At 62.2% G+C, this 19,950-nt stretch carries 21 protein-coding genes and 1 other RNA gene; 6 read left to right on the plus strand and 16 right to left on the minus strand.

Going from position 1 to position 19,950, the window contains the following annotated elements:
- Positions 1–62: 62 nt before the first annotated feature.
- From fliD (AC3WW4_RS05450) to AC3WW4_RS05510, 13 genes are all read right to left on the minus strand, one after another.
- Complete coding sequence (gene fliD, locus AC3WW4_RS05450) at positions 63–1,451, minus strand: flagellar filament capping protein FliD (RefSeq protein WP_488827367.1); 1,389 nt, start codon at positions 1,449–1,451, stop codon at positions 63–65.
- A 68-nt stretch (positions 1,452–1,519) separates the two neighbouring features.
- Positions 1,520–2,986: a flagellar filament capping protein FliD gene (gene fliD, locus AC3WW4_RS05455; RefSeq protein WP_488827368.1), complete on the minus strand. Its 1,467-nt coding sequence runs from the start codon at positions 2,984–2,986 to the stop codon at positions 1,520–1,522.
- 132 nt (positions 2,987–3,118) lie between these two features.
- Positions 3,119–3,958, minus strand: coding sequence for a flagellin N-terminal helical domain-containing protein (locus tag AC3WW4_RS05460; protein ID WP_488827369.1), 840 nt, complete (start codon positions 3,956–3,958; stop codon positions 3,119–3,121).
- Between the two features lie 209 nt (positions 3,959–4,167).
- Positions 4,168–5,010, minus strand: coding sequence for a flagellin N-terminal helical domain-containing protein (locus AC3WW4_RS05465; RefSeq protein WP_488827370.1), 843 nt, complete (start codon positions 5,008–5,010; stop codon positions 4,168–4,170).
- A 275-nt stretch (positions 5,011–5,285) separates the two neighbouring features.
- Complete coding sequence (locus AC3WW4_RS05470) at positions 5,286–6,332, minus strand: glycosyltransferase (protein WP_488827371.1); 1,047 nt, start codon at positions 6,330–6,332, stop codon at positions 5,286–5,288.
- A gap of 69 nt (positions 6,333–6,401) precedes the next feature.
- Complete coding sequence (gene fliB, locus AC3WW4_RS05475; protein WP_488827372.1) at positions 6,402–7,640, minus strand: flagellin lysine-N-methylase; 1,239 nt, start codon at positions 7,638–7,640, stop codon at positions 6,402–6,404.
- A gap of 162 nt (positions 7,641–7,802) precedes the next feature.
- Positions 7,803–8,930, minus strand: coding sequence for a deoxyguanosinetriphosphate triphosphohydrolase (locus AC3WW4_RS05480; RefSeq protein ID WP_488827373.1), 1,128 nt, complete (start codon positions 8,928–8,930; stop codon positions 7,803–7,805).
- Between the two features lie 12 nt (positions 8,931–8,942).
- Positions 8,943–10,067, minus strand: coding sequence for a 3-dehydroquinate synthase (aroB, locus tag AC3WW4_RS05485; protein WP_488827374.1), 1,125 nt, complete (start codon positions 10,065–10,067; stop codon positions 8,943–8,945).
- Between the two features lie 100 nt (positions 10,068–10,167).
- An RNA gene (ffs, locus tag AC3WW4_RS05490) (signal recognition particle sRNA small type) lies at positions 10,168–10,265 on the minus strand.
- Positions 10,266–10,273: 8 nt separating this feature from the next.
- The gene (locus AC3WW4_RS05495; RefSeq protein ID WP_488827375.1) at positions 10,274–10,609 is read right to left on the minus strand and encodes a YkgJ family cysteine cluster protein; all 336 of its coding nucleotides are present in this window, start codon (positions 10,607–10,609) and stop codon (positions 10,274–10,276) included.
- A gap of 4 nt (positions 10,610–10,613) precedes the next feature.
- Positions 10,614–11,285 (minus strand): dienelactone hydrolase family protein, encoded by a 672-nt coding sequence (locus tag AC3WW4_RS05500; RefSeq protein ID WP_488827376.1) that lies wholly within the window; start codon positions 11,283–11,285, stop codon positions 10,614–10,616.
- 36 nt (positions 11,286–11,321) lie between these two features.
- Complete coding sequence (locus tag AC3WW4_RS05505) at positions 11,322–12,455, minus strand: AIR synthase-related protein (RefSeq protein ID WP_488827377.1); 1,134 nt, start codon at positions 12,453–12,455, stop codon at positions 11,322–11,324.
- Between the two features lie 79 nt (positions 12,456–12,534).
- Entirely contained in the window at positions 12,535–13,008 is a 474-nt protein-coding gene (locus tag AC3WW4_RS05510; protein WP_488827378.1) for a TM2 domain-containing protein, read from the minus strand.
- Between the two features lie 217 nt (positions 13,009–13,225).
- On the opposite strand from AC3WW4_RS05510, the gene rpsP reads away from it, so the two are divergent.
- The 6 genes from rpsP to AC3WW4_RS05540 all read left to right on the plus strand — a co-directional run bounded on the left by rpsP (position 13,226) and on the right by AC3WW4_RS05540 (position 17,302).
- Positions 13,226–13,486 (plus strand): 30S ribosomal protein S16, encoded by a 261-nt coding sequence (rpsP, locus tag AC3WW4_RS05515; RefSeq protein ID WP_488827379.1) that lies wholly within the window; start codon positions 13,226–13,228, stop codon positions 13,484–13,486.
- A gap of 10 nt (positions 13,487–13,496) precedes the next feature.
- The gene (rimM, locus tag AC3WW4_RS05520; protein WP_488827380.1) at positions 13,497–14,168 is read left to right on the plus strand and encodes a ribosome maturation factor RimM; all 672 of its coding nucleotides are present in this window, start codon (positions 13,497–13,499) and stop codon (positions 14,166–14,168) included.
- Positions 14,169–14,195: 27 nt separating this feature from the next.
- Complete coding sequence (gene trmD, locus AC3WW4_RS05525) at positions 14,196–14,984, plus strand: tRNA (guanosine(37)-N1)-methyltransferase TrmD (protein ID WP_488827381.1); 789 nt, start codon at positions 14,196–14,198, stop codon at positions 14,982–14,984.
- A gap of 120 nt (positions 14,985–15,104) precedes the next feature.
- A complete protein-coding gene (rplS, locus tag AC3WW4_RS05530; RefSeq protein WP_290727678.1) occupies positions 15,105–15,461 on the plus strand; it encodes a 50S ribosomal protein L19 in 357 nt (118 codons plus the stop codon).
- A gap of 96 nt (positions 15,462–15,557) precedes the next feature.
- Positions 15,558–16,253 carry a CoA pyrophosphatase gene (locus AC3WW4_RS05535; RefSeq protein WP_488827382.1) on the plus strand — a complete coding sequence of 232 codons (696 nt, stop codon included), beginning with the start codon at positions 15,558–15,560 and terminating at the stop codon, positions 16,251–16,253.
- A 56-nt stretch (positions 16,254–16,309) separates the two neighbouring features.
- Entirely contained in the window at positions 16,310–17,302 is a 993-nt protein-coding gene (locus AC3WW4_RS05540; protein ID WP_488827383.1) for a CobD/CbiB family protein, read from the plus strand.
- 50 nt (positions 17,303–17,352) lie between these two features.
- Here AC3WW4_RS05540 and AC3WW4_RS05545 read toward each other — a convergent pair whose 3' ends face one another.
- The 3 genes from AC3WW4_RS05545 to AC3WW4_RS05555 all read right to left on the minus strand — a co-directional run bounded on the left by AC3WW4_RS05545 (position 17,353) and on the right by AC3WW4_RS05555 (position 19,950).
- Positions 17,353–17,655, minus strand: coding sequence for a hypothetical protein (locus AC3WW4_RS05545; protein ID WP_488827384.1), 303 nt, complete (start codon positions 17,653–17,655; stop codon positions 17,353–17,355).
- Positions 17,656–17,728: 73 nt separating this feature from the next.
- Entirely contained in the window at positions 17,729–18,691 is a 963-nt protein-coding gene (gene rsgA / locus AC3WW4_RS05550; RefSeq protein WP_488827385.1) for a ribosome small subunit-dependent GTPase A, read from the minus strand.
- Positions 18,688–19,950 carry a M48 family metallopeptidase gene (locus tag AC3WW4_RS05555; RefSeq protein ID WP_488827386.1) on the minus strand — a complete coding sequence of 421 codons (1,263 nt, stop codon included), beginning with the start codon at positions 19,948–19,950 and terminating at the stop codon, positions 18,688–18,690. The genes rsgA and AC3WW4_RS05555 overlap by 4 nt, the downstream gene beginning before the upstream one ends.

Here is a 19,950-nt window from a genome sequence, read left to right on the forward strand (position 1 = left end):
TTGACCCCTTTATGCCTGCTTGATGCCATAGAAACAGGCCTCAAAAAGGCAGCAGTTCCGGCTTATGCACGTGAGGCAACTGGCAGGAAAGACGGCTCATTGTCCTCCATTCCGGCTGGGGTGGGCATGCCTTGGTACTGGTCCAGCAAACGCTGGCGACGCAAGGTGCCAGCCGTGCTGCTGGGGGTGCTCGCAGCCAGATCGGCGTTGGGCTGGACACGTGCGCCAGCCTCTGGCGAGGCTACGTTCGGGCTAGCCGGAAGGTCGGCCAGAACCTCTTGCGCCAGCATTGTCTGGCTTTGGCGCACAGTTGCGGAATTCTGCTGCAAGGCAGTGGTCAACTGCTGCGTGTCGATCTTTAACTCGCCTTCAGGTGTGCGTGTCATACCCATTTGTGCCAGGGTGCGACCCAGTTCGGTGGGCTGACCCGATGTGCCGAGCAGGCTCTCCGCGCCGCGGTGAACCGTACTGGCCACGCTGCCACCCAGGTTCTGCAGGGCGTTGTAGGCCTGCGCAAAGTTCTGGGTAGCCCGTTGTATGCCCGCTTGGTCAGACATCACGTTGATGGTGGCGGGTGCATCGGTGGGGTTTTTCAGCACCAGGCTCAAGCCATCCCGGCTCTCGATCAAATTCAGCGGGGATTCCACCGATTCATCGTTGATCCGAACCTGGGCATTGCTGGCCGATTGCAGCAATTGCATACCGCCCTTTCCAGCTGACGAGGGGTCGAAACCCAGCGCGCTCAGGGCGGCGACGTCTGAGCCGCTTTCAGCGGGCGCGGCCTCTTCCGTCGTGATCCTGAAGCCATTGTCCACCCCCGTGCCAGTTGAGCGCAGCACCAGCCTGGAGCCGGTTGCGTCGGACACAACGGTGGCTACCACGCCAAGCCCCGCAGCATTGATCTTATCGCGCACGCGATCCAGCGTGTCGTTTTTGGGGCCAAGCACCACATTGGCCTTGGGCCAGTTGGGGTTGGTGGCGAAGGTGGTGGGTGGCACGTCCCACGAACCCATTTCGATGTTCAGTGTACCCAGCCCAACGACGGTGGAGAGCGATGAAAACGTGGCGGTGCTGATGACTTGGGCGGACGCCAGTCGGCTCACCTCGACCTGAGAGGTTCCAGCGGACGTCTGGGCATTGCTACGTGCGGTGACAGCATCCGGGGCGCTGGAAGAGGCGACGGTGGATGACCACAGTGTTTTGCTGGCCAACTGCGATGCCGCTTCGGCCAGTGCAGTGATGGCACTTTGCCGCATGCCGTCAGATGAAATCTCAGCAACATCCTCAACTTGGGGTGGGCGTTGCGCCCCCGCTTTCAGGCGTGTCGACGTGGCGTTACTCATCACTTTCGTGAGATCAACGCCCTCGTTTGCACCCGCTGATGAGATGGTCGCCATGATGAACCCCAATATCGCAAGACACCTGAAAGAGGAGCAATGGCAAGGCGCCATCAGAAAACTCCTAGATGTTTACGATTTCGGATGTTTTTCCGTCAACTTGAGGGCTCAAGTGCAAAGTGTTACGAATTTGAGTTCAAGCCCGAAATCATCTGTGAGACGTAGTTCCCCTGCGAGCTGATGCTGGCCATTGCCTTGTCAAGGGCTGTGTACTGAGCGCGCAGGCGTTTTTCATACAAGGCAGCCTTCGCATCAATCTGCTCCTGGCGCTTTTCGTTCAACTTGACTGAGCTGTTCAGTCCCGTTGTCTTAGTGGTGAACAAACCATCGGTGCTTAGCAGGTTGCTGGCGAGGGTGTTGATTCGGGTCGCGAAGCCGTTCTTGCTGGGGTCCACAGCGTCCGTGTTGGCGAACAGCTTTCTCACCTCGGTCAGATTATTCAGTGCATCGTTGAGCTTGGTGGTGTTCACGGTCATTGTGCCGCCGCCCTTGCTCTCCAGGCCGATAGAAGACAAGGTGGTGAACACGGCGGATCCAGAGGTGGAGCTGCCGAGCAGGGCGCGGAACTGATTGAGTGTGCCCACGGCCATGCTGTCGCCCTGGAGTGTGCCGCCGGTTTTCGTGCCTTCGTCGTATTTGGTGTTCGTCTTGAGCAAATTGGTCAGCGACGTGAAGGCGTTGGCAAAGTCAGTGATGGCGGTGGCAATGCTGGTCGTGTCCTGTCCGACCGACACACTGACGGGCCCCGTGGTGACCTTGCCGACCGTGAGCGAGATGCCGCTGAGGACATTTGAAAAGGTGTTGGAGCTGGAGCGGATCGCGATGCCGTTGATGGTGGCCTGTGCGTCTGATGGTGCTTGGTTCAGGGTGGTGCCGTTGGCGCCGTTTTTAGGGTCATAGGCCAGGGCGGACAAACCCAGTCCGTCGGTGTTGTTGGCATCCTGATCATTGGTGACCTGAATGCGAAAGCCATTGGTTATGCCCGTTTCCTTGGACGTCATCACCAGGCGAGCACCATTGGCATCGTTAACGATCGACGCCGAGATGCCAGAGCCCAGGGCATTGATCTTGTCGCGCACGCTCTCCAGGGAGTCTGTGGCCTGGACCGTCACGGACAGAGGCGTGTTGCCACTCTTCTGCGTGAAATTGCCGCCCGCCCATGTGCCCATGTCGATGGTCAAGGTGCCTGCGCCAACCAGATCGGTAGCGGCGCCAAACACCTTGTTGCTAACCACTGACTGACTGGCCGCCAGGGTTGATACGGTGACGTTGTAATTGCCGGTAGCAGCTCCCGTGGTCGTGGCAATACTGACGGCTGTGCTGTCTGCTGATTTTGCAGATGTGCTCTGCCAGATGTCGGGGCTTGTCAGCTTTTGCGCCGCATCCTTGAGTGTGGAAACCGCAGACTGAACTTTACCGTAAGCTGAAATTTTGGTCTGAAGTTTGGTGGCTTCGGCCTTGAGTTGCGTGATGGGCTGACGCTCCAGCGCAACCAACTTGGTGACGATGCTCTCAGCATCCAAGCCGCTACCTACGCCCAGGGAGCTGATGGTGGCCGCACTGAATGATGTCGACGAAGTGGTAGCCATAATGTCAATCCTTCACGGTGGAGCAGGTAATCCTCTGATCAGCCATCCTAAAGCTTTGTGGCGCTGAGTCCAGCACTGTCTTTATCGGCATGCTTGGAGACAACTTGAGAGCCTGCACCCCCGTCAAGGCGATCAGCCTTGCAGCAGCTTGAGAACCTGCTGTGGCAACTGGTTGGCTTGGGCAATCATGGCATTGCCCGCCTGCTGCAGAATCTGCGCGCGCGACATGTTGGCGGTTTCTGCGGCGTAGTCTGCATCCATGATGCGGCTCTTTGCTGCACTCTGATTTTCTGCTGCCACCTGCAGATTTGAGATCACAGCATCAAGTCGGCTTTGTGCGGCACCAAAGGTGGAGCGCACGGTGGACGCCTGTTCAATGGCTTTGTCGATGAAGCCGATGGCCAGCAAAGAATTGGCGGCAGTGTCGATGAGGGTCGTGGCCTGGGCGCTGTCAAAGATGGCGCCCGATGCCAGATTGGCGCTCTTGACGGTGATCTGGTTGTCGGCGGTGGTACCAGCGCCTACCTGGAAGACGATGCCTGCCGCCGCTGTTGCGTCGAACAAGGGACGATCATTGAACTTGGAGTTCGTGATAACACGGGTGATTTCTTCTTGCAGCGCCGTGAACTCGTTGGCCAGAGCAGCGCGGTCGGTGGTGCTGTTGGTGCCGTTGGCAGACTGGATGGCCAACTCACGCATGCGTTGCAGCGAGTCGGTCATCTTGCCCAACGCGCCTTCAGCAGTTTGCGCCAGCGAGATGCCGTCATTGGCATTGCGGATGGCAACATTCATGCCCTTGACCTGGGAGTTCATTCGCTCGGCGATGGCCAAGCCTGCTGCGTCGTCCTTGGCGCTGTTGACCCGCAAGCCCGACGAGAGCCGCTGCATCGACACCGAAAGGGAGTTTTGCGATGCGTTCAGGTTGCGTTGAGCGTTCAGTGAGCTCAGATTGGTGTTGATCGTTTGAGGCATGTTGCTTACTCCGGCAGAGGCTGACGAATTTCGACCCGCTGGGCGGGGCGGCCTTCACAGGCATCGAGAGTGGCCTGCTGATTGCATTCTCTGCATTTGCGCGATCGCGTAAGCATCAATAAGCTGGGTGAACGCCTCCTATTCTTCGTTGCGCATGAAAAACAAAGGGCCCCACGGGGGCCCTTTGTTTGTATTCTGACGCGGCGTGATCAGCGCAGCAGCGACAGCACCTGCTGAGGCAGCTGATTGGCTTGCGAGATCATCGCGTTGCCGGCCTGTTGCAAAATCTGAGCGCGAGACAGGTTGGCTGTTTCGGTAGCGAAGTCCGCGTCCATGATGCGGCTCTTGGCAGCCGAGGTGTTTTCGACGTTGACCTGCAGGTTGGAAACCACGGCATCCAGGCGGCTTTGGGCGGCACCGAAGGTGGATCGAAGGGTCGAGGCTTGCTCGATCGCCTTGTCGATGGCAGTGATGGCCGTGCCGGACTTGGTTGCGTCGGTAATTTCGATGGTGGCTTTTACCGTCGCGTCAAAGAGATCTGTGCCTGCCTTCAGTTCCTTGCTCTTGACCGTGATCTGGTTGTCAGTCGATGTGCCTGCTCCAACTTGGAATTTGAAGCCAGTTTCCGCAGCTGAATCGAACAGTTTCTGGTCATTGAACTTCGAGTTGTCAATCACGCGGACGATTTCATCTTGCAACTCCTTGAATTCGTTGCTCAGAGCCGTGCGGTCGCTGGTACTGTTGGTGCCGTTAGCCGACTGCACAGCGAGTTCACGCATGCGCTGCAGCGAGTCGGTCATCTTGCCCAACGCGCCTTCAGCGGTTTGCGACAGGGAGATGCCGTCGTTGGCGTTGCGGATGGCAACGTTCATACCCTTGACTTGCGAGTTCATGCGCTCGGCGATAGCCAGGCCAGCTGCATCGTCCTTGGCGCTATTAACGCGCAGACCAGACGACAGGCGCTGCATGGCGGTAGACAGGGCCAGTTGTGAGGTGTTGCTGTTGCGCTGGGCGTTCAGGGAAGCGAGGTTGGTATTGATGATCGAAGGCATGATGAACTCCTAAGGTGATGAAGTCGCGGCATTAGTGCCAACTGCTTTGCGCGGTGCATCAGCCGCCGCATCGCTTTTCCGTTACCAGACCACTTGGGTTGTCTGGTCAGGCTGCGGTACCTTGTTGAGCACCGTTATTTTTGTTTTCGACCCGGCGACAGTCTTCTTTAGGGGTTTTTTGCGTTTGATAGCAATCGAATGTTTCGTGCTGTCTATGGGTGAGATGGGTTTTCGGCGTACTTGGCCGCTTCTTGAGCCCCAACTGGGACTCCTTTTCAAGGAGTCGTTTTGATGGGAATTGCTCGTGCTCGGTATGGGTCCGCCTTGTCAGGCTGCCCCAAGCTGTCGTAGAACACCACGAGATTGTGAGCGGCCAGATGGCTACCACGGCCATGCACTGCGCCTTCCAGATCAGGGGTGTCTCCCAGTGCCAGGCTCTGTTGCCAGCAGGACTCGATCATGGGCAACAAGGCGTCGGCTTCTTCTGGGTGGGCCAGAGCCTGGCTCAGTAGGACATCGCCCAAGGTGAAGTAGAAGTCGGCGGAGTGCGACCAGTGGGGCATTTCGGCTTCGGCCAAGTGGATGGCTTGCGCCAGTCGGTTGCATGCCTTCAGGGTGTACAGGCTGCGGAGTACCAGGTCATGCCGCCAGGTCGGCGTCTTGCCTGCTTCGGTTCCCAGCAGTGATTGGGATGTGTCATAGGCCTCGCTCGCGAGCTCGAGTCGACCATGAACCTCGTGTTCCTTGCCAATCTGGTAATGCAGGTAGGCGTCATCCGGTGCCGCCTGTATGGCCACTTCCAGCAGTTTCCAGTTGCGCTCCCTCTTGGCTTCCATTTGCGCTGGCATGTAGCCGTCATGATTGAGTCGGACGGTCAGGTTGCGACGAGGCAAAGCGGAGATCGGTTGCTCATGGATGCTACCTTCATAGGCGATGCCGGCAGGCAGCGCGCGTGGGATCCAAGTCGAAGAGGCTTGATGTGACGCGGCGCCTTCCGGTTCGAACGTGCTGTACACCTCAAGGCGGCCCACAAAGTCAGGCGCTTGTCGCTTCAGCGCGAGCAGGATCTCGCCTCCTTCGGTCAGGCATTCATCGGCATCGATGATGATGTTCCAGTCAGCTGTACTGTGCGCCAGCGCAGCGTTGCGGGCGGCGGCAAAGTCGTGCACCCACTCAAAGTGATGCACCTGGGCGCCTTCGGCGCGCGCTAGGGCCGCCGTCTCATCGGTGGAGCCAGTGTCCAGTACGATCATGTGGTTGACCCAGGGGCGCATGCTGCGAAGGCTGTTTGTAATGCAGCGCGCCTCGTTGCGGGCGATCATGACGAGGGCAGTGGTGTACATGGGATGCAGTCACAAATTGCAGCGTAATCGGTAGCCCTGAATCAAGTATCAAGACTTTAGAAATCCATACACCTTCTCTAACTTGGCCCAGCCACTGTTTTGAAGGGCAGAGTTGACTTGGACTGCAAAGTTTGTGTCGTGCTGGATCATGCGGCAAAAAACCTGCACGGTATGGACCAGTGCGGCAACGTCAGGTAGATGGCCGTCGGTATTGCACTGGGCAGCCAACATCAGGCGCAACAATCCGAATCGTGAAACGATTTTCAGGTATTGTTGATAGGGTGTCGAGCCCTCAAGTGGAAACAGTTCACGGAACATCTCATTGAGGAGATAGTTCTCAAGCAGGTAGGGGGTGGCACGAAGCGCTTCTGGCAGTAGCGTTACGCCATGGCTGTAGCGCGCGATGAGTTGTTCGCTGCTCAGGCGTCCGGTCTCGGGATCGGCGCCCAAGCCTTTGGCAATCGCATCAACCACTTCGTTCTGGACGGCTGAGGCCGTTCGGGTTGCTTTTTCTTGCCAGAAGATGGCAAAAACTTGCGCCTGCACGGGGTGGTTGGTCTGCATGCCTGACAATGCGGCAACGACCTCACCACTTTCCACCATCGCTACAAAGCCCTCCAGCAAGGCGGGTACCGCTGCGTGCCCACCCTGTGCCAGCGTGTTGGTCAGACTCTCGCAAAACACGCCCAGCACGGCCATTCTTTGCCACAGCTCAAGGCCTTTCGTGCGCATGAGTTGCAGGCAGAAGATGCGAACCTCGTTCATCAAGTCCATTGGCATGCCTTGCTTGGACGTGATCATGCTGACGGTGTCGGGGCGTACGGTGATCGTTCCCTCCACAAAGTCGAACGCGTCTGCTGCCAGCAGGGCTTGTCGCGCGGCTTCGGGGCACGAAAGCGTCAGTGCTTGTTCATGCTGGCCTCCAAAGTTGCGAGAAAAGCGGGGATAAGTGAAGCAGGTGTTAGACAAATAGCTTTCACCCAGGTCGCGTTGGACTGCGCAAAGACGCGCTTCCATGAAGGGGCACTCTTTTGACTCGGGTTTGAGTTCAATGCGTGCGTAGTTGTTGTCACTGGCCTGGCTTCTTTGGCGCTTGACGTCTTGCGTGAAGCGCTGGCCCAGACTCTGGTCATTGATCTGCTTGTAGGCGTTGAAGGTCTTTTTGTCGACCGTGACACGCCATCCCGTGCAACAAGTGTCTTCGCAATCAGGGCCAAGGCAGCTGAAGCGGGTCACATACTTTGGCAACAGAGCTGCGTGGGTGCGGGTTTTATGTAGGGCGCTCATGTAAGACCTTTATGCATGACGAAATCTGCAGCTTGAGCCGCGCCTGTACCCAAGTTGTTTAACTCATGGGAATTGAGGCTCGCCACTCTAGTGCCGAGTGCTCATTTGATTGTGAGCGAAGACAGATGTGTTTGCATTGGAAATAGCAGTGAATTGGCGGGCTTAAAACACCTTCTTCCCCGTCAACCTCTCATGCTCCCGCACCGCAAACCGGTCCGTCATCCCTGCGATGTAATCCGCCACCGCCCGGTGCAGATCCTCGCGCTGCGCAAAGTCAGTCGGCATCGCTGACGGCTGCGTCACATACGCCGCAAACAACTCTGACAGCACCTGCTTGGCCTTGGCCGTGGTCTCATTGACCTGCGGATGCCGGTACAGCTCCTTGAACAAAAAGCGCTTCAAGGCCGTGCTGTCTTCCCGCATGGCGGCGCTGAAGCGCACCAACGGCGGACACTGCCTGGCCTCATCCGCCGATCCGGGCATGTGCTCTGCCAACAAAGCCTGCGTCGCCCCGATCACGTCATATACCTGCTGCGACAGCATGCGCCGAATGGTGTCAAACAGCAGCCGGCGCCCTTGCAGCTGCGGAAACTCCGCCAGCGTTTCATCCCGAAAGCGCACGAACAGCGGCACCGCCTCCAGCTGCTCCATCGTGATCAGCCCCGAGCGCACGCCATCGTCAATGTCATGTGCGTTGTAGGCAATCTCATCGGCCAGATTGCACAGTTGCGCCTCCAGGCTAGGCTGCGAGCCTTCCAGAAACCGGCGCCCCACGCCGCCCGGCTCTTGCGCTTCCAGCATCTCGGCATGCCGACGCGAGCAATGCTTCAAGATGCCCTCACGCGTCTCAAACGCCAGGTTCAGCCCGTTGTAAGCCGGATAGCGCTCTTCCAGTTCATCCACCACGCGCAGCGATTGCAGGTTGTGCTCAAACCCCCCATGCCCCTGCATGCACTCGTTGAGCACATCCTGTCCGGCGTGGCCAAACGGCGTGTGCCCCAGGTCATGTGCCAGGGCAATGGCTTCCACCAAGTCCTCGTTCAGCCCCAGCGAGCGCGCAATGGAGCGCCCCAGCTGCGCCACCTCCAGCGAGTGCGTCAAACGTGTGCGAAACAGGTCGCCCTCGTGGTTCAAAAAGACCTGGGTCTTGTAAACCAGGCGTCGGAACGCCGTGCTGTGGACGATGCGGTCGCGGTCGCGCTGAAAATCGCTGCGGGTGGGGGCGGGCAGCTCGGGGTAACGACGCCCCCTTGTCTGCTCAGGATGACTGGCGTAGGGGGCGAGGGTCATGGTACGTCCTGCTCAGCGCGTGTGGGCCGCGATCACGTCGCGCACCGCCGCTTCGGGCGCAGGGCGCATCCCTGCCTGTCCCAACGGGCCGATCACCACGAAGCGGATCTCGCCGCCTTCGGCCTTCTTGTCCACCTGCATCAGCTCCAGGTAGCGGTCGGCGCCCAGGTCGGGCGCGGTCACGGGCAGGCCGGTGCGCGCAATCAGCGCACGGATGCGCTGCGACGTCGCTTCGTCAATCAGGCCCAGGCGGGCCGACAGGTCAGCGGCCATCACCATGCCGGCGCCCACGGCCTCGCCATGCAGCCACTCGCCATAGCCCAGACCCGACTCGATGGCGTGCCCGAAGGTGTGGCCGTAGTTCAGGATGGCGCGCAGGCCAGATTCCTTCTCGTCCTGCCCCACCACCCAGGCCTTGATCTCACACGAACGCTGGATGGCGTGCTTGAGCGCGGCACGGTCACGGGCCAGCAACTGGTCCATGTGGGCTTCGAGCCAGCTCAGGAACTCGGCATCGGCAATCGGGCCGTATTTGATGACCTCGGCCAAGCCGGCCAGCAGCTCGCGCTGGGGCAGGGTGTCGAGCGTGGCCAGGTCGCAGATCACGCGCTGGGGCTGGTAAAACGCCCCGATCATGTTCTTGCCGGCCGGGTGGTTGATGGCGGTTTTGCCGCCCACGCTGGAGTCCACCTGGGCCAGCAGCGTGGTCGGCACCTGCACAAAGGGCACGCCGCGCATGTAGCAGGCGGCGGCAAAGCCGGTCATGTCACCAATCACGCCACCACCCAGTGCGTACAGCACCGTCTTGCGGTCGGCGGCTTCTTCCAGCAACTTGGTGAAGATCTGGTTCAGCGCGGGCCAGTCCTTGTACTGCTCGCCATCGGGCAACTCCACATCCAGCACGGCCTTGTGGTGCGGCGCAATGGCGGCGCGCAAGGCGGCGGTGTAGAGCGGGCCCACCGTGGTGTTGGTGACGATCAGGGCCTTGGACGACTTGGGCAGCCCCGCAAACGTGGCCGGGTCTTGCAGCAGGCCTTCGCCGATCAGGATGTCGTAGCTGCGGTCACCCAGGTCAATGGCGACCGTGGAGGTGCCGGACGACGGGGTGGAGGCGGGCGGAAGGGGGGTCGATGCCATGAACGCTGTGGGTCGCAGGTGAAAACGTGGTGCACACGCCCCGAACTTCGCGGAAGTTCGGTCCCAGCCGCGACGCATGGGGCATCAAACACAAAAATAAGGTGACGAGCCTGATCCTGGCACTGTTGGCTAACGGTTAGGGCTGCTTCGTTCCCGACCTGACCCGGTTGGCCGCGCCCCCATGCAGGGAGGCCCGTCACGAACGATTATAGGGGATCTTGACAGGTCAAGGCCGTGGGCAGGCCATGCTTCTCGCGGGCGCGCAGGCATTGCGCGTCACCCGCTTGCAGGGCATGGCAGGTGCTCGATCGCACGGGGTAGATGGTGCAACCCACCTGCAGGCCAATCTCGCCGCTCAGGGCCACGCAGCGGGGCGCCCGGGTGGAGGTGCCCGCCATGCAGCGTTGGTAATGGTCGAGTTTCTGGGTCAGGCCGACCGGGACGGTGCCTCCTGGGGCATCATCGGCCTCCCCCCAATAGAACGAGACCCGGAAATAGGCGCAACAGGCGCCACAGGTTTGGCAGTCAAAGGCGGCGCTCACAAATTCACTTTTTTCTCAGGTGGCGCTTGAGGAAACTCACGGCACGTGTCCAGGCCGGGGTGGCGCTGGCTTCGTCGTAAACCTCGGGGCGGGTCTTGTTGACGAAGGCGTGATCCGCTTCATAGAAGTGAATGTCGGGCTCTTCGCCCGCCGCCTTCATGGCGTCCACCAGGTGCGAGACCACGGTGGGGGTGCACCAGTCGTCACGCGTGGCAAAGTGCCCTTGGAACGGGATGCGGATGTCGGCCGGGTCGGCAAACGAGGCCGGTGGGATGCCGTAGAAGCACACTGCGGCCGACACACCCTCGAGGTGCACTGCAGCGGCCACGGTCAAGGCCCCGCCCATGCAAAAGCCCGTCACGCCCACCGGCAGGCTGCGCTGCGCGAGGTAGTCGGCTGCCCCACGCAGGTCTTGGTGCGTCGCATCACCAAAATCCAGGTTGTTCATCAGGTGGCTGGCTTCGTCGGCACTGGAGGTCAGGCGGCCACGGAACAGGTCAGGGGCCAGGGCGGTCAGGCCTTCGGCGGCCAGGCGCTCGGCCAGCTCCTTGATGTGGTCGTTGAGGCCCCACCATTCCTGAATCAGGATCACGCCGGGTGAGCCGGGGCCGGCGTCAGCCAGGTAGCCACTGGTTTTGCCGCCATCGGGGCGGGTGAAGTCGATCATGTGTCCCATGGTTCGTGCTCCTTGTCCGGCCCGCAGCGGCCGGGGTCAACGCAGTTGCAGTTCTTCGGCGCCGTAAACGACGTTCAAAGGCTCGATCACCACCTGCTTGGGGCCGTCTTCCACGCGGCCGGCCACCCAGGCGTCAATGCCCAGCGACTTCGAGATGGCCACGACGCGTTCGGCCTGGTCGGCCGCCAGGTACAGCGCAAAGCCCGCGCCCATGTTCAGCGTGCCATAGGCCTCGTGGTCGTCCAGGCCGCATTCCTGCTGCATGAAGGCCAGCACGGCGGTCTTGGGGGGTACGTTCGTGATGCGGTAGGTCAGCTGCTTGGGGTGACGCAGCAGCTTGCGCCAGCCGTGGCCGGTGACGTTGGCGCAGTAGTGGGGAATGATGCCTTCCTTGGCCATCGCCTCGGTGACGGGCGAGTACAGCGTGGTGGGGGCCAGCAGCGCCTCACCGTAGCTTTGGCCATTGCCGAGGTCGGTCAAATAGCCCTGGGGCAGGCGCTCGGCCAGCTTGCGCGCCAGCGACAGGCCGTTGGCGTGGATGCCGCTGGAGGCCAGGAAGACGATGGCGTCGCCCGCGCCCAGCTTGTCGCCCACCGACAGGCGGGTCTTGGGGCTGATGATGCCGGTGCACGACGCGGCCAGGTCGACGCGGCCATCGGCCACGATGCCGGCCAGCGCGGGGGTTTCACCGCCGCCCCAGGCCACGTTGCACACCTCGCAGGCCTTCTTCCAGCCGGCCACCAGCGCGTTGGCGCGCACCTTGTCGCCGAACCAGTCGGAGCCGCCCGCAGCCCAGTAAGCCTGCACCACCAGGGGCGTGGCGCCCACGGTGATCAGGTCGTTCACCGCCATGGCGATGGTGTCCTGGGCGATGCCGTCGTAGTAGCTCTTGCCCGTCAGTGTGGCCATCTCGTCGGCCACCAGGGTCTTGGTGCCCAGGCACTCGACGATGGAGGCCAGGTACATCGGGCCCACATCGACCACATAGGCCGACTCGCCGCGCGAGGCCAGCACTTCGCTGAAGCCGTGGCTGGCCAGGTTCGCGCCGGTTTCGGCCGCAGCACGCTGGGCGGCGACCTTCAACGGGTCGATCAGGTCATAGTTGACACCGGCCTGGTCGTAGGTGAGGGGCGCGTTGGCGTTGTGATGCGGGTCGGTAGGCGTGGTCATGGCGCGTCGGGCAAAGAGCTGTGGGTCGCAAAAGCGAGATTATCCGGCAAGGCGGACCCGCTTGCTCGCCACCCGTTGCTCATTGACTGATCTGACGCGCCGCTTCCACCTGGTATTCGAAGTAGCGCTGCCCGGTGAAGGCGATGGTCGACATCAGCACGGTGGCGCCCACCAGCAGGGCCGCGATCACGCCGAGGACGGCGCCCCAGCCGCTGGGGTGGGCGGCGCGCGTGTCAAGTCCGGCGTTGTGGCGTGCATGCCAGCGCTCGTCGGGCATCAGGCCGTAGACGATGGCCTGCAGCATGGTGCCCGCCACCATGAAACCCAGGATGGGAATCAGCAGCCAGGCCAGCTGGTCGTCCTGCCCGAATTCGGCCACACGCCGCAGCCCCCAGGCTCCGAGCAAGGTGGGAACGGGGTGCAGCCAGCCCCAGACATCGTTCAGGCCGTAGAGGTAAAAGCGGTGCACGCCCATGGGGCCGCCCAGCAGGGTCAGCCAGGTGGCGAGCGTCTTGGAGCGCAGGGTGGGAGTGGGGTGAGCGGTTTCTGGCATGGTGGGGTGGCACGAGGCGTCAAGTCAGACTATAATTTGCGGTTTTCCAGCCCGAGTTGGGTGGTTTCCATGGCCAACGCCATGACGAACCCCTGGCGCGTATCTAAACGGGTCGGATGATTGGACTGGTCAGGCAGGTGTCTGACTGAGCCCTGGCTGCTTGACCCCGAGTGTCTCCCGGGAAGAGTGGTCGCCCATTCAAACTGAAGGACACATCATGGTCGTGATTCGACTTGCACGCGGCGGCTCCAAGAAGCGCCCTTTCTACAACATCGTCGTGGCTGAGCAAAAGAACCGCCGTGACGGCCGTTTCCTGGAGCGCGTGGGCTTCTACAACCCGCTGGCTTCCGGCAACGCTGAAACCCTGCGCCTGTCGCTGGACCGCGTTGACACCTGGGTGAACAACGGTGCGCAGGCTTCTGACGCCGTCAACCGCCTGATCGTCGAAGCCAAGAAGGCTGCCGTTCCGGCTGCTTGATCGAGGCTGCATGAACGATCGCTCGACCCCTTCGCTGGTGCTGGATGATGGTGTCGTCTGGCCTGAAGACGCGGTGGAAGTCGGGCGCATCGTGGACGCCTGGGGCGTGAAGGGGGGCATCAAGGTGATGCCTTTCTCTTCGGACCCTCAGGCGCTCTTCTGTACGAAGAAATGGTTTTTGCGTCCGCCCGAACAGGCTGCGGGCGCTTTGTCGCGTCCGTCTGCCAAGACGGGAGCGGCCGCTGCGGCGCCTGCCGTGCGAAAACCGTCTGCTGTTGCGCCCGCCCGTTTGACGGCGCCGCGTTTCCTGCAGATGACGACGGTGCGCGAGCAGGGCGACATCATTGTCGGGACCGCCGAAGGGCTGGACGACCGCAATGATGCCGAGGCCCTCAAGGGCGCACGCGTGTTCGTGTCGCGCGCGGCGTTTCCCACGCCCGAGGCCGACGAGTTTTACTGGATCGACCTGATTGGCCTGAATGTGGTCAACCGTCAGGGCGAGTTCCTGGGCCAGGTGGCCGATCTGATGGCGACCGGCCCGCACAGCGTGCTGCGCTGCGTCGTGCCTGCGGTCGAAGGCCAGGACGCCGTCGAGCGTCTCATCCCCTTTGTGTCGGCCTACATCGACAGTGTCAGCCTGGCTGACAAGCGCATCGTGGCCGACTGGGGCCTGGACTACTGATCCACCCTCTTTGACCGGAGGGCTGCGATGGCCGTTCGCTTCGACGTCATCACCCTGTTTCCCGAATTGTTCGCCCCGTTTCAGACGGTGGGCGTGACGCGTCGTGCCTTCGAGACGAAGGCGGTCGATGTGCGCCTGTGGCAGCTGCGCGATTTTGCCGAGGGTGTGTACCGCCGGGTCGATGACCGCCCCTTTGGTGGCGGCCCGGGCATGGTCATGCTGGTCGAGCCGCTGGTGCGTTGCCTGTCGGTCATCCGCTCGGATCAGCGGGCTGGTGCAGCGCCCCGCCTGCCGGTGGTGCTGTTCAGTCCGGCGGGCAAGCCTTTGACGCAGCAGCGCGTGCAGCAACTGGCCGAAGGGCCTGGCGCCGTGCTGGTGTGCGGCCGCTACGAGGGCATTGACCAGCGATTCATCGATGCCCATGTGGACGAAGAAGTCAGCTTGGGTGACTATGTGTTGTCGGGTGGCGAGTTGCCGGCCCTGACGCTGATTGATGCCGTGACGCGCCTGCAACCCGGCGTCTTGCACGACGCCGCCTCTCACGAGCAGGACAGCTTCTCGGATGGCCTGCTGGATTGCCCACATTACAGTCGCCCGGAAGTGCTGGACTGGCCTGTCGATGGCAACGAGCGAGGTGTCGATGCAGCCGTCCCGCCGGTGCTGATGTCGGGTCACCATGCGCACATTGCGCGCTGGCGTCGTGAGCAGCAACTGCGCATCACGGCACAGCGTCGCCCCGAGCTGATCGAGGCGGCGAGGGCGCGTGGCGAATTGTCCAAAAAGGACGAGCACTTTTTATCTCAACTCACGCTATAATCTGCGGTTTTCCGATCCTCTACCCGGCTACCATTTTTTCACCCCGGTCGCGTTCCTTGTGAAACACAAGGTGTCATGGCTGGATTTTCAAGCGCGGGCAAGATCAATTAGGAGCTTTTGATGGCCAACATCATTCAACAGCTCGAGCAAGAAGAAATTGCTCGTCTGAACAAAGAGATCCCTTCTTTCGCCCCTGGCGACACCGTGATCGTTTCGGTCAATGTGGTGGAAGGTACCCGCAAGCGCGTTCAGGCTTACGAAGGCGTCGTGATCGCCAAGCGTAACCGTGGTCTGAACTCCAGCTTCATCGTTCGCAAGATCTCGAGCGGCGAAGGCGTGGAACGTACGTTCCAGTTGTACAGCCCCCTGATCGCCAAGATCGAAGTCAAGCGTCGCGGCGATGTCCGTCGCGCCAAGCTGTACTACCTGCGTCAGCGCAGCGGCAAGTCGGCACGTATCAAGGAAAAGCTCTCCTGATCGTTGCGACACCACGGTGACGAGCCGTGGTGTACACCGTTTCGCCCCAAAGCCACCTGCTGCGCAAGCCCAGGTGGCTTTTGTTATGGTGCGTCCATGGCTTTGAAAATTGACCCCCATCTGGCCGAGCGGCTGGGCAGTGACCGGCATTTGCCTCCCGTGCCGCTGGAGCGTTTGACCCGCGACGCGCTGATCCAGCGCTTTGCAGCGCCCCCGCCCTGGCAGACCGATGCCGACAACGAGTTGTGGATTCGGGCGAAGGAGTTCGTGCCCGCGTCGGTGCTGGTGCCGCTGGTGATGCGCGATCAGGTTTCGGTGCTGCTGACGCAGCGCACGGCCCATTTGAGCAAGCACGCCGGGCAGATCAGCTTTCCGGGCGGGCGCCAGGAGCCGACCGACCCGAACCCAGTGGCCACCGCCTTGCGCGAGGCGCAGGAGGAGGTGGGGCTGGATCCTTCGCGGGTGCAGGTGTTGGGCACCTTGCCTCCGTATGCGACCGGAACGGGCTTCATGGTCACGCCGGTGGTGGGCTTGATTGATCCTTTGGCAGATGAGTTGCAGCGCTTGAGGCTGCAGGCCGATGCCAACGAGGTGGCCGACATCTTCGAGGTGCCACTGCCCTTCTTGATGGATCCGCAGTTCCATGAGCGCCATGCGCTGGAGGTGAGCGGGGCCCGCTTCGAGTTCTTCTCGATGCCCTGGCGGCCGCCGCACGAGCAAGACCGTGAGTATTTCATCTGGGGTGCCACCGCAGCGATGTTGCGAAATTTCTACCGCTTCCTGTCCGCCTGAGGGTCTGTGAACGTTTCTGCCACATGCCTGCGTGAGCAGGCGGCTATGATCTCGCCATGAGTTTCTTTGCCGTGCTCTTCGCCTTGTTGGCGGAGCAGCTCAAGCCTTTGTCGACGCTCAACCCCATCCATCAGTCTTTGACTGGCTGGGTGCGCTGGGTGGGTCGCAATTTTGACGCGGGTGCCGATGTGCACGCCCGCGTGGTCTGGGCCGTCACCGTGGCGGCCCCGGCGGTGCTGGTGGGCCTGATCTATGTGCTGGTGAATCGCTACAGCACGGTGCTGGCGCTGGTGTGGGACGTAGCGGTGCTCTACCTCACGCTGGGGTTCCGCCAGTTCAGCCACAACTTCACGGCCATCCGCGATGCGCTGGAACAGGGCCGCGAAGACCGCGCCCGTGAACAGCTCGCGCACTGGCAGCATCTGGACGCCAGTGACCTGCCGCGCACCGAGGTGCTGCGCCATGTGCTGGAGTACTCGTTGCTGGCCGCGCACCGCCATGTGTTCGGTGTGTTTTTCTGGTTTGTGGCCTTGTCGTCCCTGGGATTAGGGCCGGCCGGGGCGGTGTTGTACCGCATGGCCGAGTTCGCCAGCCGCTATTGGTCGTACAAGAGCCAGGTGACGGGCGCGACCACGCACGATCGCCTGAAGAACCTGTCGCTCAAGCTGTTCACCTGGCTGGACCATGTGCCTTCGCGGATGACGGCGTTCGGGTTCGCGGTGGTGGGCAATTTTGAGGACGCAGTGGACGCGTGGCGCCGTCATGCAGTGCTGTGGGTGCGCCCCAACGAGGGCACGATCTTGTCGGCGGCTTCTGGGGCCTTGGGCGTGCGCCTGGGCGGTCAGGCCGCGCCGAGCGCCGAAGGCCGCGATGTGAGCCGAACCCTGAATCAGGGCGATGGCTCGGAGGTGATCGATGCCGAGGGCAGCACGACCGGCGCACCGCCGGAGATGGCCCACCTGCGCAGCGTGGTGGGACTGATCTGGCGCTCGGTGGTGCTGTGGATGCTGCTGCTGGCGCTGCTGTCGTTGGCCAACCTGATCGGTTGATCCGATCGGCTGGCCGGGTCAGCCTGGCCCTACGCCGATCCACCCAGCCCTCAGTTGCGCTGAGGGGCCGGCGGGTTGACGGTCTTGTTCGACCAGTCTTGCGCCCGGGCCAGCCATTCCACCAGGGCCGACACCATGTCGGCGCGGCTGAATGAGCAGCTTTCTTCGCTGAACAGCGCGGCGCTTTCCAGTTGATTCAACAGGCGTTCCAGCACGTCCAGGTAACGGTCGGGCAGCGTGGGCTCGTGTTCTTGTGAGGCGTCACGCATCGTGCGCGCCAGGTCTTCGAGTGACAAGGCGCCCACGGAGAAAGCTTCCAGGGCATCGGGGATCAGGGACAGGGTGTCGTTCATGGTCAGACAGATGGGGTGTCGGCGGGGCCGTGTGTGAAACCTTCAGGCGGGAGCCGCGCGGTCAATGCGGGGCTCACCAGCGCTGCTGGCTGAGTTCGTCAAACAGGCCGGTGTAGAGGCTCAGGCGCATCGGGCTGATTTCGCCGCGCTCGGCGGCGGCCCGCACGGCACAGCCGGGCTCTTGGCGGTGGGTGCAGTTGTAGAAGCGGCAGTCGGCGATGTGGGCGGCAATGTCGGGCATCCACTTGGCCAGTTCGGTGGGGGCGATGTGGTGCAGGCCGAATTCCTGGAAACCCGGCGAGTCGATCACGGCGCTCTCATGGCTGTCGTCCAGCCAGTACCAGAGGCTGGTGGTGGTGGTGTGGCGGCCTGAGTTGAGCGCCTGCGAGATCTCGCCCACCTCGGCGCGGGCGTGGGGCAGCAGGGTGTTGATCAGGGTGCTTTTGCCGGCGCCCGACGGCCCCAGCACCAGGCTGGCCTTGCCTTGCAGCAGCGGCATGACCTGGGCCTTGGCGGCGTCGGTGTCGACCTTGAGGGACATCTCGACCACGGGATAGCCCATGGCCACATATGGGGCCAGGCGTTGGCGGGCCGTCTCGGCACCCGGCAGGTCCACCTTGTTGAGCACGATGGTGACGGGGATGTCGGCGTAGCGGGCCGCGAGCAGGGCGCGCGTGAGCTGCGCTTCGCTGAACACGGGCTCGACGGCGATCCACACCAGCATCTGGTCGAGGTTGGCGGCAAAGGATTTGCTGCGCCATTCGTCTTGACGGTAGAGCAGGTTGCGACGCTCTTCGACCTGCACGATCAGGCCTTCGCCACTGCCTTCCAGCGTGGGTTGCCACAGCACCCGGTCGCCCACCACGGCTTCGCTTTTCTTGCCGCGGGGGTGGCAGATCAGGCGCTGGCCTTGTTCGTCTTCGACGATGACGTGGCGGCCGTGGGTGGAGACGACCAGGCCGCGCTGGCACTGGCTGGTGTCCGCGTCCTTGCCCTTGGCTTTGCGCAGGGGCGCGTTGTGACCGTGACGCTTCATGCCTGCATGGCCGCCAGGCGCTCGGAGGCGGGCGGGTGGGAGTAGTGGAAGCGAACGTACATGGGGTCGGGCGTGAGGGTGGACGAGTTGTCTTTGTACAGCTTGATCAGGGCGCTGGCGAGGTCGCTGCCGTTGGTGTGCGCGCAGGCGTAGGCGTCGGCTTCGTACTCGTCCTTGCGCGAGAAGTAGGCGAACACGGGCGAGATGAAGAAGGCGAAGGGCGGCAGGGCCAGCATGAAGAGCAGCAGGGCGAGGGCGTCGTTGGGGGCGCCCAGGTTGGGGCGCACACCCAGACCTGTGTAGAAGCCGACTTGCTGCGACAGCCAGCCCAGCAGCGCGAAACCGGCCAGGCTCAGGGCGAACATCATGACCATGCGCTTGAGCACGTGGCGGTGTTTGAAGTGGCCCAGTTCGTGGGCGAGCACGGCCTCGACCTCACCGTGGGTGAGTTTGCTCAACAGGGTGTCGTAGAAGACCACGCGCTTGGCGGCGCCCAGGCCGGTGAAGTAGGCGTTGGCATGGGCCGAGCGGCGGCTGCCATCCATCACGAAAAAGCCCTTGGCGGTGAAGCCGCAGCGGGCCATCAGGGCGTTGACACGGTCGATCAGGCCTTGGTCTTTCAAGGGCTCGAACTTGTTGAACAGGGGGGCGATGAAGATGGGGAAGATCACCATCAGCAGCAGGCTGAACGCCACCCAGACGGCCCAGGCCCACAGCCACCATTGCGCGCCGGCTGCGCCCATCAGCCACAGGATGAGGGCGGCGATGGGGCCGCCGAGCAGCAGGCCCAGCAGCAGTTGTTTGGCCTGATCGCCCAGCCACATGCCCCAACTCATGCGGTTGAAGCCGTGCTTTTGCTCCAGTCGGAAGGTGTGCCAGGCTTCCAGCGGCAGCTCGATCAGGGCGCCGATCAGGGTGAACGCGCCCAGCAGAACGAGCTGGTAGAGGAGGGCGCCCCAGGCGGGCAGAACGGCGTCGCGCACCACGACGTTGAGGGCGTTCAGGCCCCCCAGCAGGGTCCAGCCGATCAGCACGACGGTGCTGACGGCGGTGCTCAGCAGGCCAAAGCGCAGCTTGTCGAGGGTGTAATTGGCAGCGCTCTGGTGGCTGAGCGCTGGCACGTGCGGGGCGAAGGCGTCGGGCACGGTGTCGCGGTGGCGGGCCACGTGGCGCGCCTGGCGGGTGTCAAGCCAGAGCTTGGTGAGCAGGGAAGCGACGATGAAGGCCGCGAAAAGCAAGGTCAGGAAGCTGGATGGCAT

It is taken from the genome of Aquabacterium sp. TM01, assembly GCF_057808345.1.